16 protein-coding genes are annotated in these 14,442 nt (G+C 63.6%); 11 read left to right on the forward strand and 5 right to left on the reverse strand.

Going from position 1 to position 14,442, the window contains the following annotated elements; all coding sequences use genetic code 11:
* Window positions 1-52 precede the first annotated feature (52 nt).
* The 4 genes from aroA to ihfB all read left to right on the forward strand — a co-directional run bounded on the left by aroA (window position 53) and on the right by ihfB (window position 4,350).
* Entirely contained in the window at window positions 53-1,387 is a 1,335-nt protein-coding gene (aroA, locus tag GJ668_RS08470; protein ID WP_155449717.1) for a 3-phosphoshikimate 1-carboxyvinyltransferase, read from the forward strand.
* Complete coding sequence (gene cmk / locus GJ668_RS08475; RefSeq protein WP_155449718.1) at window positions 1,384-2,067, forward strand: (d)CMP kinase; 684 nt, start codon at window positions 1,384-1,386, stop codon at window positions 2,065-2,067. Before aroA ends, cmk begins: the two co-directional genes overlap by 4 nt.
* Window positions 2,068-2,229: 162 nt before the next feature.
* Window positions 2,230-3,912, forward strand: coding sequence for a 30S ribosomal protein S1 (gene rpsA, locus GJ668_RS08480; protein WP_155449719.1), 1,683 nt, complete (start codon window positions 2,230-2,232; stop codon window positions 3,910-3,912).
* A 75-nt stretch (window positions 3,913-3,987) separates the two neighbouring features.
* Window positions 3,988-4,350 (forward strand): integration host factor subunit beta, encoded by a 363-nt coding sequence (ihfB, locus tag GJ668_RS08485; RefSeq protein WP_155449720.1) that lies wholly within the window; start codon window positions 3,988-3,990, stop codon window positions 4,348-4,350.
* Here the strand turns inward: ihfB and phoR are convergent.
* Both phoR and phoB read right to left on the reverse strand, forming a co-directional pair.
* A complete protein-coding gene (phoR, locus tag GJ668_RS08490) occupies window positions 4,336-5,697 on the reverse strand; it encodes a phosphate regulon sensor histidine kinase PhoR (protein ID WP_246194740.1) in 1,362 nt (453 codons plus the stop codon). The genes ihfB and phoR overlap by 15 nt on opposite strands.
* A 35-nt stretch (window positions 5,698-5,732) precedes the next feature.
* Window positions 5,733-6,419, reverse strand: coding sequence for a phosphate regulon transcriptional regulator PhoB (gene phoB / locus GJ668_RS08495; RefSeq protein ID WP_155449721.1), 687 nt, complete (start codon window positions 6,417-6,419; stop codon window positions 5,733-5,735).
* 272 nt (window positions 6,420-6,691) lie between these two features.
* Between phoB and GJ668_RS08500 the strand changes: the two genes are divergently transcribed.
* The 5 genes from GJ668_RS08500 to GJ668_RS08520 all read left to right on the forward strand — a co-directional run bounded on the left by GJ668_RS08500 (window position 6,692) and on the right by GJ668_RS08520 (window position 9,649).
* Window positions 6,692-7,258 (forward strand): NUDIX hydrolase, encoded by a 567-nt coding sequence (locus GJ668_RS08500; RefSeq protein ID WP_155449722.1) that lies wholly within the window; start codon window positions 6,692-6,694, stop codon window positions 7,256-7,258.
* 47 nt (window positions 7,259-7,305) lie between these two features.
* On the forward strand, window positions 7,306-8,178 hold the full coding sequence (locus tag GJ668_RS08505; protein WP_155449723.1) for an HDOD domain-containing protein: 873 nt from the start codon (window positions 7,306-7,308) through the stop codon (window positions 8,176-8,178).
* Between the two features lie 100 nt (window positions 8,179-8,278).
* Window positions 8,279-8,737, forward strand: coding sequence for a hypothetical protein (locus tag GJ668_RS08510; protein ID WP_155449724.1), 459 nt, complete (start codon window positions 8,279-8,281; stop codon window positions 8,735-8,737).
* A 40-nt stretch (window positions 8,738-8,777) separates the two neighbouring features.
* Window positions 8,778-9,035, forward strand: a complete 258-nt coding sequence (locus tag GJ668_RS08515) for a DUF6489 family protein (RefSeq protein ID WP_155449725.1) — start codon at window positions 8,778-8,780, stop codon at window positions 9,033-9,035.
* Window positions 9,035-9,649 carry an Lcl C-terminal domain-containing protein gene (locus GJ668_RS08520; protein ID WP_343032194.1) on the forward strand — a complete coding sequence of 205 codons (615 nt, stop codon included), beginning with the start codon at window positions 9,035-9,037 and terminating at the stop codon, window positions 9,647-9,649. The genes GJ668_RS08515 and GJ668_RS08520 overlap by 1 nt, the downstream gene beginning before the upstream one ends.
* On the opposite strand, the gene purN is transcribed toward GJ668_RS08520, so the two are convergent.
* Both purN and purM read right to left on the reverse strand, forming a co-directional pair.
* Window positions 9,646-10,317: a phosphoribosylglycinamide formyltransferase gene (purN, locus tag GJ668_RS08525; protein WP_155449726.1), complete on the reverse strand. Its 672-nt coding sequence runs from the start codon at window positions 10,315-10,317 to the stop codon at window positions 9,646-9,648. The two genes, GJ668_RS08520 and purN, sit on opposite strands and share 4 nt — an antisense overlap.
* Complete coding sequence (gene purM / locus GJ668_RS08530) at window positions 10,307-11,377, reverse strand: phosphoribosylformylglycinamidine cyclo-ligase (RefSeq protein ID WP_186342979.1); 1,071 nt, start codon at window positions 11,375-11,377, stop codon at window positions 10,307-10,309. The genes purN and purM overlap by 11 nt, the downstream gene beginning before the upstream one ends.
* Before the next feature lie 360 nt (window positions 11,378-11,737).
* Between purM and iscB the strand changes: the two genes are divergently transcribed.
* Window positions 11,738-13,087, forward strand: coding sequence for an RNA-guided endonuclease IscB (gene iscB / locus GJ668_RS08535; protein WP_155449728.1), 1,350 nt, complete (start codon window positions 11,738-11,740; stop codon window positions 13,085-13,087).
* A 64-nt stretch (window positions 13,088-13,151) separates the two neighbouring features.
* Window positions 13,152-13,718, forward strand: a complete 567-nt coding sequence (locus tag GJ668_RS08540) for a CDP-alcohol phosphatidyltransferase family protein (protein ID WP_155449729.1) — start codon at window positions 13,152-13,154, stop codon at window positions 13,716-13,718.
* Window positions 13,719-13,720: 2 nt separating this feature from the next.
* On the opposite strand, the gene hda is transcribed toward GJ668_RS08540, so the two are convergent.
* Window positions 13,721-14,434, reverse strand: a complete 714-nt coding sequence (hda, locus tag GJ668_RS08545) for a DnaA regulatory inactivator Hda (RefSeq protein ID WP_155449730.1) — start codon at window positions 14,432-14,434, stop codon at window positions 13,721-13,723.
* Between the last annotated feature and the right edge of the window lie 8 nt (window positions 14,435-14,442).

A 14,442-nucleotide genomic window follows, 5' to 3' on the forward strand; every position in this document is an offset into this window, starting at 1 on the left:
TGCTACAATCCCAGCCCTTTCATCACCGGCCACGCGAGCCTTGGGAGATGCCTTGTCCTCGCTCATCGATCATCGCTACCTCATCACCCCCGGCGGCGCACTGCGCGGACGTCTGCGCGTACCGGGCGACAAGTCGATCTCGCATCGCTCCATCATGCTCTCGGCCATCGCCGAGGGTCGGACCCAGATCAGCGGCTTTCTGGAAGGTGCCGACGCCCTGGCCACGCTCGCGGCCTTTCGCGCCATGGGCGTGTCGATCGAAGGACCGAACGACGGCGAGCTGATCGTCGATGGGGTCGGACTGCGTGGTCTGCGTGCACCCGAGACGTCGCTCGACATGGGCAACTCAGGCACCGCCATGCGCCTGCTCTCTGGACTGCTGGCGGGGCAGGGGTTCACGACCACGCTGGTGGGCGATGATTCGCTGACACGCCGTCCGATGCGCCGCGTCACCGAGCCGCTGGCGCTCATGGGCGCCCAGATCCGCACCAGCCCGACCGGCACCGCGCCCCTGACCATCGAGCCGGTGGACCATCTAAGCGGCATCGAATACCGCCTGCCGATGGCCAGCGCCCAGGTCAAGTCCTGCCTGATGCTGGCCGGACTCTATGCCCAGGGCGAGACCTGCATCCACGAGCCGGAGCCAACGCGCGACCACACCGAACGCATGCTGACCGCTTTCGGCTACTCGGTACGCCGCCAGGGACTGCGCGTCTGTCTGAGCGGCGGCGGACGGTTGACCGGCTGCCGACTGCGTATCCCATCCGATATTTCCTCGGTGGCGTTCTTTCTGGTCGGTGCCAGCATCGCGCCCGGTTCGGATCTGCGGCTCGAAGAGGTCGGCATCAATCCGACCCGAGTCGGTGTCATCAACATCCTGCGCGCCATGGGCGCCGACATCGAACTGCTCGACCGGCGCACCGCCGGCGGCGAGCCGGTAGCCGACATTCGCGTCAAGTCGGCGCGGTTGCGCGGTATCCAGATTCCGGTCGATCAGGTGCCGCTGGCCATCGACGAATTCCCCGCGATCTTCATCGCCGCCGCCTGTGCCGAGGGTGAAACGGTGCTGACCGGCGCCGAGGAGCTGCGCGTCAAGGAGAGCGATCGCATCCAGGTCATGGCCGATGGTCTGCTCAAACTCGGCATCCAGGCCGAACCGACCCCGGACGGCATCCGCATTCAGGGCGGCGCCCTGGGTTCGGCCACCGGCGAGAACGCCATCGAGGCCCAGGGCGACCATCGCATCGCCATGTCGTTTGCGATCGCCGGACTGCGCGCCAGCGGGCCGATCGAGGTGCGCGACTGCGCCAATGTCGAGACCTCGTTCCCCGGCTTCCCGCAACTGGCGTCACGCGCCGGGCTGACGATCGAGGAGCAGCGCCCATGACCTCGGCTCCGATCCTCACCATCGACGGCCCCTCCGGCACCGGCAAGGGCACGCTCATGCAGCTCCTGGCCGAGCAGCTCGGCTGGCACGCGCTCGACAGCGGCGCGCTCTATCGGGTGCTGGGTCTGGCCGCCGGTCGGCAGGGGTTGGATCTCGACGACCCCGAGGCCCTGACTCCGCTGGCCGCCGCCCTGCCGGTCGAATTCCAGGCCGGACGGGTGCTGCTGGCCGGCGAGGACGTCAGCGACGCCATCCGTACCGAGGAGGCCGGCATGGCCGCTTCACGCGTGGCCGCCCATCCGGGCGTGCGTTCGGCCCTGCTCGACTGGCAGCGCCGCTTTGCCCGCGCGCCGGGTCTGGTCGCCGATGGACGCGACATGGGCACCGTGGTCTTTCCTCAAGCGCCGCTCAAAATTTTTCTCGACGCCAGCCCCGAGATCCGTGCCGAACGCCGCTATAAACAGTTGAAGGAGAAGGGGTTGGATGCTAACCTCCCGCAACTTGTAACGGACATCCGCGAACGGGACGCGCGCGACCGGTCCCGCCCGGTGGCACCTCTGTGTCCCGCCGAAGATGCCGTATTGGTGGATTCCACCCAGATGTCCATTGCTGAAGTGCTCGATCGAGTCCTGGAAGAGGTTAGGCGCGTCTTCCCTGAATCGATCGCCCGAGGCGACTAAGACCGCCTGCGTCTTGCCCGTCCAAGCTACTTGGGCCGGCGGCAGAGAGCGGTCGAAACAGGCAGGGTCGACGTGGAGAGCGTCGACCTTTTCGTTTACTTAAAACACCCCTCGTCCCGGATGGGGCGGGTCAGCGCGCCATTCTCAGGATACTTGGATCTCATGACCGAAAGCTTCGCCGAACTCTTTGAACAAAGTCTGAATACCACCCAGCTCCAGCCGGGTACCATCGTCGTCGGCACTGTCATCGACATCACCGCCGACAACGTCGTGATCAATGCCGGACTCAAGTCCGAGGGCATCATCCCGCGCTCCCAGTTCATCAGCCCCGAGGGCGAGCTGGAAGTGGCGATCGGCGACGAGGTCGAGGTCGCCCTCGACGCCGTCGAGGACGGCTTCGGCGTGACCCGGCTGTCGCGTGAGAAGGCCAAGCGCTTCGCGGCCTGGGATTATCTGGAGAAGGCGTTCGAGAACGCCGAGACCGTCAAGGGTCTCATCAACGGCAAGGTCAAGGGCGGCTTCACCGTCGATCTGGGCACGGTACGCGCCTTCCTGCCCGGCTCGCTGGTCGACGTGCGTCCGGTGCGCGACACCACCTATCTCGAAGGCAAGGAGCAAGAGTTCAAGGTCATCAAGCTCGATCGCAAGCGCAACAACGTTGTGGTCTCGCGTCGTGCCGTGGTCGAGGAAGAGTACAGCGCCGAGCGCGAGCAGCTGCTCAAGAACCTGGAAGAGGGCATGGAAGTCAAGGGTGTGGTCAAGAACCTCACCGACTACGGCGCCTTCCTGGATCTGGGCGGCATCGACGGCCTGCTGCACATCACCGACATGGCCTGGCGTCGCGTCAAGCATCCGTCGGAAGTGGTCGAGATCGGCGACGAAATCAGCGTCAAGGTGCTCAAGTTCGACCGCGAGCGTCAGCGCGTCTCGCTTGGCCTCAAGCAGATGGGCGAGGATCCGTGGGTCAATATCTCGCGTCGCTATCCCGAGAGCACCCGCGTCTTCGGTAAGGTCACCAACATCGCCGACTACGGCTGCTTCGTCGAGATCGAAGAGGGCGTCGAGGGTCTGGTGCACGTCTCCGAGATGGACTGGACCAACAAGAACATCCATCCCTCCAAGGTCGTCAACCTCGGCGACGAGGTCGAGGTCATGGTGCTGGACATCGACGAGGAGCGTCGCCGCATCTCGCTCGGCATCAAGCAGTGCGCCATGAACCCCTGGGAAGAGTTCGCCGTCACCCACAAGAAGGGCGATCACGTCTCCGGCAAGATCAAGTCGATCACCGACTTCGGCATCTTCATCGGTCTGGACGGCGGCATCGACGGTCTGGTCCATCTGTCCGACATCTCCTGGGACGAAGCCGGCGAGCAGGCGTTGCGTCGCTACAAGAAGGGCGACGAGCTCGAAACCGTGGTGCTGTCGGTTGATCCCGAGCGCGAGCGCATCTCGCTGGGCGTCAAGCAGCTCGACAAGGATCCGTTCTCCAGCTTCGTCGCCCTGCATGATAAGGGCAGCGTCGTGACCGGCGTGGTCGCTGATGTCGACCCCAAGGGCGCGACCATCACGCTCGGCGATGGCGTCGAGGGCTATCTGCGTGCCTCCGAGATCTCGCGTGATCGCGTTGAAGACGCGCGCGCCGTGCTCAAGGTCGGCGAGGAAATCGAAGCCAAGTTCCTGGGCGTCGATCGCAAGAACCGCACCCTGTCGCTGTCGATGAAGGCCAAGGACGTCGAGGAAGAGCAGAGCGCGATCAAGGGCTACTCGCGTGATGCAGCCAGCACCGCCACCACGCTCGGCGATCTGCTCAAGGAGCAAATGGAAGAGGCTCAGCGCGGGAACTGATCCCGTCTGAAGCCGCAAGGATTCGGGAACCGGTCATCTGATCGGTTCCCGATCATTTTTCCAGGAGTCGACGATATGACGAAATCGGAGCTGATCGACATTCTGGCTGCCGACCAAGACCATCTCCCCTACAAAGACGTCGAGGAGGCGGTCAGAAAGATCCTCGAACGCATGAGTACAGCACTAGCTACCGGAGAGCGGATCGAGATCCGTGGTTTCGGCAGTTTCTCGCTGCACTACCGCCCGCCACGCATCGGGCGCAATCCCAAAACGGGTGAATCGGTCGCTCTGGCCGCCAAATACGTCCCCCATTTCAAGCCGGGCAAGGAACTGCGCGATCGCGTCAACCAAGCCTTCCAGCATTCACAGTGGCCTGACCAGGTCTCCTCGTCCGAGGACGACGACGCGCCGAACGTTCCGATGTCAGCCCTCGGCTGATGTGCGGCTGAGCGGCGTCTGGATCTCATCGCCCAGGATCTCGTCCCGCTCGTCCCTGATCAGGGCGCGCTTGGCCGGAAAGCCGCAGACGAAGCGCGATCCACGCCCAAGCTCGCTCGCCATTCTGAGCCGTCCATCGTGCCGATTGAGCACATGCTTGACGATGGCCAATCCCAGACCTGTGCCGCCCGATTCGCGTGAGCGCGCGCGGTCGACGCGATAAAAGCGCTCGGTCAGTCGCGGCAGATGCTCGGGCGGGATGCCTGGACCGTCGTCGATGACGCTGAATTCGGCCTCATCGGCGCTACGGCGCCAGACGACGCGGATATGTGTGCCATCGGGTGTGTGTTTGACGGCGTTGAAGACCAGGTTGGAGAACGCGCTGCGTAGTTCGGGGGCACTGCCGAGCAGCAGCAGATCCTCATCGACCTGGCTCTCGACACTGTGTCGGCCGTTGCTCAGCGTCTGGGCCTCCTGCAGGATCAGATGGATCTCGTCAGGAATATCCACGGACTCCTGCTCCTCGGGACGCTCGCGCATCTCCAATCGCGAGAGTGTCAACAGATCCTCGATGATCGAGCACATGCGGTCGGTCTGATTGCGCATCAGGGTCAGCGGACGGCGATGATGATCCGGCGTGCCGGTCGCATCGAGCAAGGTCTCCAGGAAACCGGCGATCACGGTCAGGGGAGTGCGCAACTCGTGCGAGGCATTGGCGACGAAATCGCGCCGGATCATGTTGAGGTGGTAGATCTTGGTGATATCGCGCCCGACCACCAGACGCTGTTTCTTGCGCTCGCCGAAGGGCGTGATGCGCAGCGAAAGCATGATGGCTCGATTGTGCTCTGGGGCGATATCGAGCGGGCGCATGTATTCGCCCGCCTCGATGAAGGGCAGGATCTCAGGCTGAGTCAGGATGTCGGTGAGCGGGCGTCGGTCGTCCTCGGGCCAGCGAACGTTCATCAGCTTGGTGGCCGCCGGATTGGCCCATTCGATACGATGCTGTTTATCGAGGATGACCAGGGCATCGGGCACCGCGTTGGCCGCCTCGCGAAAGCGCCGGCTGAAGCGGATCTGACGCTTGCGGCTCTTGCGACCCCGTTGCTGATAGCGCGCAAGGCCGCGATAGACCTCGCCCCAGAGTCCGAGCGGAAAGGGTGGGGCGAGCCGATGCTGGCGCCGGATCAGGAGCACGAGCCGGATCAGCAGCCAGGGATGACGCAGCAGCGGCGGGAGACACACCCAGGGCCAGACCCAGGCCGGATCGAGGCCGAGTTCGATGGCCAGCAGCCCCACGGGCACTGGAGCGAGCAGCAGCGCGACATCGAAGAGCACGGCCTGGCCCAATGCGCGGCGCACCATCGAGTGAGGCGTTGCACGGCTCAAGTTTTGTCCGAGAATCGATAGCCGACGCCGCGCACGGTTTGCAGCAGCCGGTCATGTCCGGTCGGCTCCAGGGCTTTGCGCAGACGGCGTACATGCACATCCACGGTGCGCTCTTCGACATAGACCTGATCGCCCCAGACCTGATCGAGCAGTTGCGAGCGGCTGAACGCGCGGTCGGCATGGGTCATGAAAAAATGCAGCAGCCGATACTCGGTCGGTGCGACCTCGATCGCGCGTCCATCGACCGTGACCCGATGCCCGAGATTGTCCATCACCAGTCCGCCGATCTCGATCTCGTCGGTCGAGGCGTCCGGCTTGGCGCGCCGCAGGACGGCCTTGACGCGCGCGACCATCTCGCGCGGCGAAAAGGGCTTGGCGATGTAGTCATCGGCGCCCGTATCGAGTCCCTTGACGCGGTCCTCTTCTTCGCCGCGTGCGCTGACCATGATGATGGGAATCGACTTGGTTTTGGAACTCTGTTTGAGTTGTTGGGCCAACTCCAGTCCAGAGCGTCCGGGCAGCATCCAGTCGAGCAGAATCAGATCCGGGGTCTCGTTGCTCAACAGCTTGCGTGCCTCATCGGCATGACCGGCCTCCACGACGCGAAACTCCGAGCTTTCGAGCGCAAACCGCATCACCTCGCGGATGTCCGGCTCGTCATCGATGACCAGAATGGTTGTCATGGGCAATGGACCTGAAAACTAAAATGGAAAAAGCATTCGTGCGCTGGGAGTCGAGCATTTTATTGACGATCGATGACAGTCCCGTGACCAACAGGTGGAAACGGCCGAGCGGGCACCCACCGGCTCCGCGTCTTCAGGGCTGTCACAATGCGTTCTGCCCACCGGCGTCTCTTGTCGAATCCGCTCAGGAGGACTAGTGTAAACCGTCATTGACACGCGAGACGCCAAGCAACCCCTATGGCGAGCATTGAGGAGACCCTGAGGAGACTATGATGAGTGAAGGCGACATTCTGAAACGCGAACCAATCTATCAGGGAGCGGTCATCGAGGTGTCTGTTGAGACGGTCGAATTACCCGACGGCAGCCAGGTCGACCTGGAAATGGTCCGGCATCCGGGTGGTGCGGCGGCCGTAGCACTCGATGAGCAAGAGCGCGTCTGTCTGCTGCGTCAATTTCGCCATGCAGCCAGGGGCTGGATCTGGGAGTTGCCCGCCGGTCGCATCGACGCGGGTGAGGCACCGGGTGCGACTGCACGGCGCGAACTGGCCGAGGAAGCCGGACTCAAGGCCGACGACTGGATCGACCTCGGCTCCATGTACAGCTCGCCCGGCATCTTCGATGAGGTCATCCATCTGTGGCTGGGACGCGGTCTGAGCGAACTTCCGCACGAACACGAGCATGGCGAGGTCATCGAGATCCACTGGATGCCATTGAGCCAGGCGCTTGACTGGTGCGACGATGGCACCATCACCGATGGTAAGACGCTGGTCGGACTCTATCGGACCAGTGCGTATCTCAAGAGCCAGGCTGAGCTGTTGTCGGAAGATCCAGGCTGTTGAGCACCTGTCTGTTGCGTCCCATAAGATGAGGCGACATGGAGAGACCGATGACACCTGAATCGTTAGTTGGCGAAACACAAGACCTGTTTTCTCTACCTGATGTTGTGCGGCGTATCAATCAGCTGATTGATGCACCGGATACACGCTCGGCTGATCTGGCTGAGGTCATCCGTTTCGACCCAGGACTATCGGCGCGTTTACTGCGCGTCGTCAACAGCGCGCTCTACGCGCGTCCTCAGCCAATCGAAACCGTCACCCAGGCCATTAACCTGATCGGACATCAGGCGTTACGCGATCTGGTCATGGCGACCTGCATGGTTGATCTCTTCAAGGGACTGCCACCGGACTGGATCGACATGGATCGATTCTGGTTTCAAGCCGTTGCCTGTGGCATTGGCGCTGGGGACATTGCCTCGCGAGCCGGTCTGAGCCAATCCGAGCGCTTGTTCATGACCGGTTTGCTCCACAGCTTGGGCCGCCTGATTTTCGTGACTCAGTGTCCAAACGACTATCTGGATGTGCTGCGACTCATCGAGCAGGAGTCGCTAGAGTCGAGCGTCGCCGAGCAGCGTGTCTTTGGTTTCGATTACACTAGGCTCAGTGCTGAGCTGCTCAAGGCGTGGGGATTCCCCGAATCGATTTGGATGGCCATTGCCCAGGTCTCCATGCCCGCCCAGGCAACCCAGTATCGCGTTGAAAGCGAGATCCTGCATGTGGCCATTCTGATCGCCGATCGCTTGATGCTGAACCACGTCGGCGGCACCGTCCCGACGGTCGACCGACTGGCCGAGGAATCGCAGGCACTGGCCGAGTATCTATCACTGGATCCGGAGGCATTGGATGAGCTCCCCGATGCGATCGCGCTGCAGGTCATGGACGTCTTCGGCATTTTGATGCCAGAGGCCTCGCTGATTTTCTGAATCGTCGCACCAGACGATCGCTTGGCCAGGGCAACGAACGGGATGATTCCCTTTGTGTGGAATTACGTTTTTTGAGAGACAGAGGTTCGACATTCACTCAATGACACTCGATAGAGATTCTGGTGAACCGGATTGGGATACCCCGTTGTCCCTGACGATCACGCCCGGTTTGCTCATCCATGCGCTCATGTCCACCGCCAGCGCGGTCCATACCGGCTGGAGCAGTTGTATCGACGACACCTTGGTGCTATCCAATCAGATCGCGATGGATGACCAGGCGGGTCACTATGTGCGACTCGTCGAACAGGAGTTTGTCGAAGACGACCAGCCGGGCACGGTCTGGCACGACTGGACGCTGGAAATTCGCATCGGTTCGGTACTGACTACGGGGCACTGGCAGTTTCCGGCCACCTCGCACCCCTCCGAGTGGGACTGGAACACCCGTGAGGCCGAGCGCGCCTTCGAGCGTGCCTGCCTGCTCATCGGGCGGCGCACGCGGCGCGGCATTCTGGTCGAGGAACCGGTTCTGGAAGACATCCCGCGCGCGCGCCGTCACTGAGCTGGACAGACCGGCTCATCAACCCTGTGGAGAGGTTCTTATGAAAGTCACAGTCGATGTCGATATTACCCCCGAGGAAATGCGTAAACTCTTTGGCCTCCCGGACGTCGAGGCTTTTCAGCGTCAACTCATGGATGACATCCGCGAGCGCATGAACGCCGGTGTCGAGGGCTATGATCCGCTCAAGCTCTTCCAACCCTATATGGCCGGAACCCTGGCGTCCTGGGACTACTTTCAGAAACTCATGACCAACCTCCCAGCCTCAGGTTCCAAGCCGGATGAGGGCAGCAGCCGATAGTGTCTCGTGCGGACTGTCCCTGGCTGTTAGCCATGCCGCTGGTGCTGTCAGTCGGTGTGGCGATCGCGCAGGTGTGTGTCGACTCAGAATCAGCACCGATGCCCGATCCGCGCTATGTCCCGATCCAGAACGGCACCGTCTACGATCAGCGCACGGGTCTGATGTGGAAACAGTGTCCCGAGGGGGTGGCCGGAATCGGCTGCGCGGTCGGTGAACTGCAGGCGTTCAAGCTGGATGAGGCGAAGCGCCGGGCGCGTGAATGGCGCTTCGCCGGCTATGCCGACTGGCGTCTGCCGAACCAGGATGAACTGCGATCGCTGCTGCAACGCCGCTGTTATGGCGTCGACATCGACAGCGTCACCTTTCCTCGCACACCGGCCGGCCCTTTCTGGACCTCAGATCCGGCGACTTACTACCCGGATAGCGCCTGGACGCTCGATTTCGGTCGTGGGCACCTGGGCTATGGCACCACGCGCGATGCCTTCTATGTGCGACTGGTGCGCGATGCCGAAGCCTGCTCACCGGCGCGCCCCGCCACCTGTCTACCCTACAGCGAGCGGCGTCTCGAACCCCATGACGGCCCCGTGTTAGCGCCTGAGGACGACGCGGATTAGGCGCGTCCCTGACCGAGACCGATCCGGCGCGGCTCTGCCAACACCCCGCCATCGAGCACTGGACGTCCATCCTGACTCAGCCGCAACCGGCCCTCGGCGAACCAGCGCACCACGGTTGGATAGATGACATGTTCCTGTTTCAGCACCCGGGCGGCCAGCGTGCCCGCGTCGTCTCCGGGCAGCACCGGCACACGCGCCTGAAGGATCACGGGTCCGCCGTCGAGTTCAGCGGTGACGAAGTGCACGCTGGCGCCATGCTCGACCTCGCCGGCGTCGAGCGCGCGCTGATGGGTATGCAGCCCCTGATATTTGGGCAGCAGCGAGGGATGGATGTTGAGCATCCGGCCCGGATAGTGCTCGACGAAGGCCGGCGTCAGGATGCGCATGAAGCCGGCCAGCACCACCAGCCCCGGATCATAGCCATCGATCAACGCCGACAGGGCCGCATCGAAGCTGGCGCGATCCGGATAGTCGCGGTGATTCAGGATCTCGGCGGGGAGACCATGACGGCGCGCGCGCTCCAAGCCGAAGGCCCCCGGCTCGTTGCTGATGACAGCGCGAATCTGGAAGGGTGCACCCTGTTCCTGAGCATCGATCAGGGCCTGGAGATTGCTGCCGCTGCCCGAGACCAGCGCGACGACCGCCAGCGGCACAGGTTTAGACGGCATGCGTGCCGCCATCATAGACAACCTGCGGTTCGTCCGTGCTCGACTCGATCTGACCAATGAGCCAGGCCGTTTCGCCCTGTGCGCGCAGATGCGCCAAAGCGGCATCAACGGCCTCGGCCGCCACGCATACGACCATCCCGACACCACAGTTGAAGGTGCGTAGCATCTCGTTCTCGGCGATGCCGCCCTGGGTCTGGAGCCAGTCGAACACCGCCGGACGGGTCCAGGAGTCGAGATCGATACGCGCCTGGGTGCCGGCCGGCAGCACGCGCGGCAGGTTCTCGGTCAGGCCGCCGCCGGTGATGTGCGCCAGCGCATGGACGCGCTGCGCGCCGATCAGCGACAGGACCGAGCGCACATAGATGCGCGTCGGCGCCAGCAGCGCCGCGCCCAGCGTCGTCTCGCCCAGGGGCTGGCCGAGATCCGCGCCGCTGGTCTCGATGACCTTGCGGATCAGCGAATAGCCATTCGAGTGCGGCCCGGAGGCGGCGAGCGCGATCAGACGATCGCCCGGCGCAACCCGCGAGGGTTGGATGATGGCGTCCTTCTCAACGATACCGACACAGAATCCGGCCAGATCATAGTCACCCGCGCCATAGAGGCCCGGCATCTCGGCTGTTTCGCCGCCGGTCAGGGCGCAGCCGGCCAGCTCACAGCCACGCGCGATGCCGCTGACGACAGCCGCCGCGACCTCGACGTCCAGGTGTGCGGTGGCATAGTAGTCGAGGAAGAACAGCGGTTCAGCGCCGCTGACCAGGATGTCGTTGACGCACATGGCCACCAGATCGATGCCGATGGTGTCGTGACGCTCCAGCTCGATGGCGAGCTTGAGTTTGGTGCCCACGCCATCGGTTCCCGAGACGAGCACCGGGTGACGGAAGCGCTCCAGCGGCAGTTCGAACAGCGCCCCGAACCCGCCCAGACCATCGAGTACACCGGGGCGGCGCGTGGCGGCGGCCAGCGGTTTGATGCGCTCAACGAGTCGGGCGCCGGCGTCGATATCGACACCAGCCGAGCGATAACTGAGGGCGGTGGATGGGGGGGTTGAATCCTGCGGCACGCGGTGGCTCCAGTCTGACGAATCGAGGTGCGATAGTATACTCGCCATCTCTTGTCAGTGCGTTCGATAGGCGTAGGCGCTGTCAACTACCCCGGCCTGAAGGCCGGAGCTTGAAAGAGCTGGGTTGACCAGGGACAGCGGTGAAAATCCGCTCCGTTTGCAACAGGTCGTCAAGACCCACTCCGGGATGCTTCCTCAGTCCCGGACCCTGGAAGGTTAGGATCATGCAGGCGCAAGGTAAAACGCCGAAGGTTCTGATCGCCGCCGCGCGGCGGGAGCCGGTTGCAGACATTCCCGAGGGGAGCGAGCCGTCAGGCTCCGTCACCAGGCCCGTAAGGGCAGAGGTTTTGGAACAGACCGATGGCTGTATTCGTACTCGACAGACAGAAGACGCCACTGATGCCGTGCACGGAGAAACGCGCGCGGCTGTTACTGGAGCGCGGGCGGGCGGTGGTGGTGCGTCTGGCCCCCTTCACCATTCGCCTGAAGGATCGGATCGGCGGAGCGATTCAACCGCTGCGCCTGAAGCTCGATCCGGGCAGCCGTGTCACCGGCCTAGCGCTGGTGCGCGAATCCGAAGCCCGCGATCCTGAAACGGGCCTGGTCGAGCGCCTTGAGCATGGATTATGGTTCGGGGAACTGGCGCATCGCGGTCAGGTGATCCGGGAGGCGCTGACGCTTCGGTGTCAGTACCGGCGCGCGCGGCGCGCTCGCAAGACCCGCTACCGGGCCCCGCGTTTTTTGAATCGCACCCGCCGCGCAGGCTGGTTGCCGCCGTCGTTGCAGCATCGGCTCGACACCACCCTCAACTGGGTGCAGCGGTTGCGGCGGCTCGCCCCGATCACCGCCCTCAGTCAGGAATTGGTGCGTTTCGATACCCAGGCGCTCCAGAGCCCGGAGATCAGCGGGGTCGAATACCAGCACGGCGAACTCGCGGGCTACGAAGTGCGTGAATACCTGCTGGAGAAGTGGCACCGGACCTGTGCGTATTGTGGCGCGACGCACGTGCCGCTGGAGATCGAGCACATCGTGCCGCGCGCGCGGGGCGGCTCGGATCGGGTCTCGAACCTGACGCTCGCCTGCCGGCCCTGCAATGAACGCAAGAGCCACCGACCCATCGAGGACTTTCTGCAACGCCAACCGGCGCTCCTGCACCAGATCCAGGCCCAAGCCCAAGCGCCGCTCAAAGACGCCGCCGCCGTCAATGCCACGCGCTGGGCACTGTTGAATGCGCTCAAGACCACGGGCCTACCGGTCGAGACCGGCTCGGGCGGGCGCACCAAGTTCAATCGCACGCGCCTGAACCTCCCCAAAACCCATGCCCTCGATGCCGCCTGTGTCGGCGCCGTCGATCAGGTGCGCGACTGGAATCGCCCGGTCCTGGCCATCCGTGCCACCGGACGCGGGGCCTACAGCCGCACGCGCACGTTCAACAACGGCTTCCCGCGCGGCTATCTCATCCGCCACAAGCGCGTCCACGGCTTCCAGACCGGCGATTGGGTCCGCGCCGAGGTACCCAAGGGCAAGAAAGCCGGCGTGCATGTCGGGCGCGTCGCGGTGCGCCGAACCGGATCGTTCAACATCCAGGCTCAGGCCGGAACCGTTCAGGGGATTTCCTACCGCCATTGCCGCCTCCTGCAACGCGCCGACGGCTATGGTTATTCATTCCAACTTAAACCAGAAATGGAGGCAGCGAGACGGGCCGCCTAACCGCGCTTGGCGCGGTGCGCTATCCCTCCCCGCCCTGAAGGACGGGGTTTCTCGCGCAAGACTGATGAGTCTCGTAAAGCCCAGTGATATTCCCAACATCATCAGCGTGATGCGATTGATCACCGTGATTCCGGTGGTCTACCTGCTCGTGGTCGATGAATTCGGCTGGGCCTTGCTGCTGTTCGTGGCCGCCGGGCTCTCGGACGGACTCGATGGCTTTCTGGCCAAGCACTATGGCTGGCAGAGCCGACTCGGCGGTCTGCTCGACCCGCTGGCCGACAAGACGCTGCTCGTGTGCTGCTTCCTGGTGCTCGGAACGCATGGGCTCATTCCATTGTGGCTGGCGCTGGCGGTGATCTTCCGCGATATGATCATCGTCAGCGGCGCGTTGCTCTACAACTATCGGGTCGCCGAGGTCGAGGCTGCACCGATTTTCATGAGCAAGGTCAACACGGCCATGCAGATCGTCCTCGTGGTCGCCGTCATTCTCGATGCCGGACTCATGGCGCTGCCCGAGGCGCTGATCGAGACGCTGATCTGGGTCTGTCTGGCCACGGTGGTGGTCAGTGGCGCGCAATATGTTTGGATCTGGAGCCGTAAGGCGATCGCCAACGGCGAAACGCCGGACTGAACTCAGTCCGCAGGCTCCGAGTTCAGCATGGCACGACGCACCAGTGGAATGCTCGGCTGGCGCTGTTCGCGCAGACTGAGACTGTCGAGACGCCCCAGCAATTCGAGCAGCGACGCCGGATCGCGCGCGTGATGGCTCATGATGAAGCGCACCAGATCCGGCGTCAGACGCAGTCCGCGTTCATGCGCCGCCTCCACCAGCAGACGTTCGCAGTCCAGATCGGAGAGTGGCAGCAACCGATAACGTGGTCCCCACTGTAAACGTGAGGCCAGATCGGGAAGGCTCAGCGGTAGGGTATCGGGGGCGGCGTTTGCGGCCGCGAGCAGCGCGCGTCCCTGTTCGCGCAAACGGTTGAACAGATCGAAGAGCGCGCGCTCCCACCGTGGATCTCCGGCGATGCACTGGAGATCGTCGATCGCGACCAGATCCAGGCGCTCCAGATCCTCAAGCATCGCTGGATCGAGCTCCGCCATCCCCAGCGGTACGAAATGCGCTTGACGCCCGGCGCTCACCACGGCTTGACAGCTGGCTTGCAGCAGATGCGTCTTGCCCGTGCCGCTGGCCCCGAGCAGCAGCAGATAGGGCTCGCCATCCCCGGCGACCATCGCCGAGACAGCGGCGAGCGCCTCGGCGTTCGGTCCCGGCAGATAGGCGGCCAGTGTCGGCTCTGGACGCCGTTCCAGCGGCAGATGGAGCTGTGGGGTCGGGCCGCTCAAGTCGAGCC

This window comes from Allochromatium palmeri (assembly GCF_009720725.1).
Taxonomy (GTDB): Bacteria; Pseudomonadota; Gammaproteobacteria; order Chromatiales; family Chromatiaceae; genus Thermochromatium; species Thermochromatium palmeri.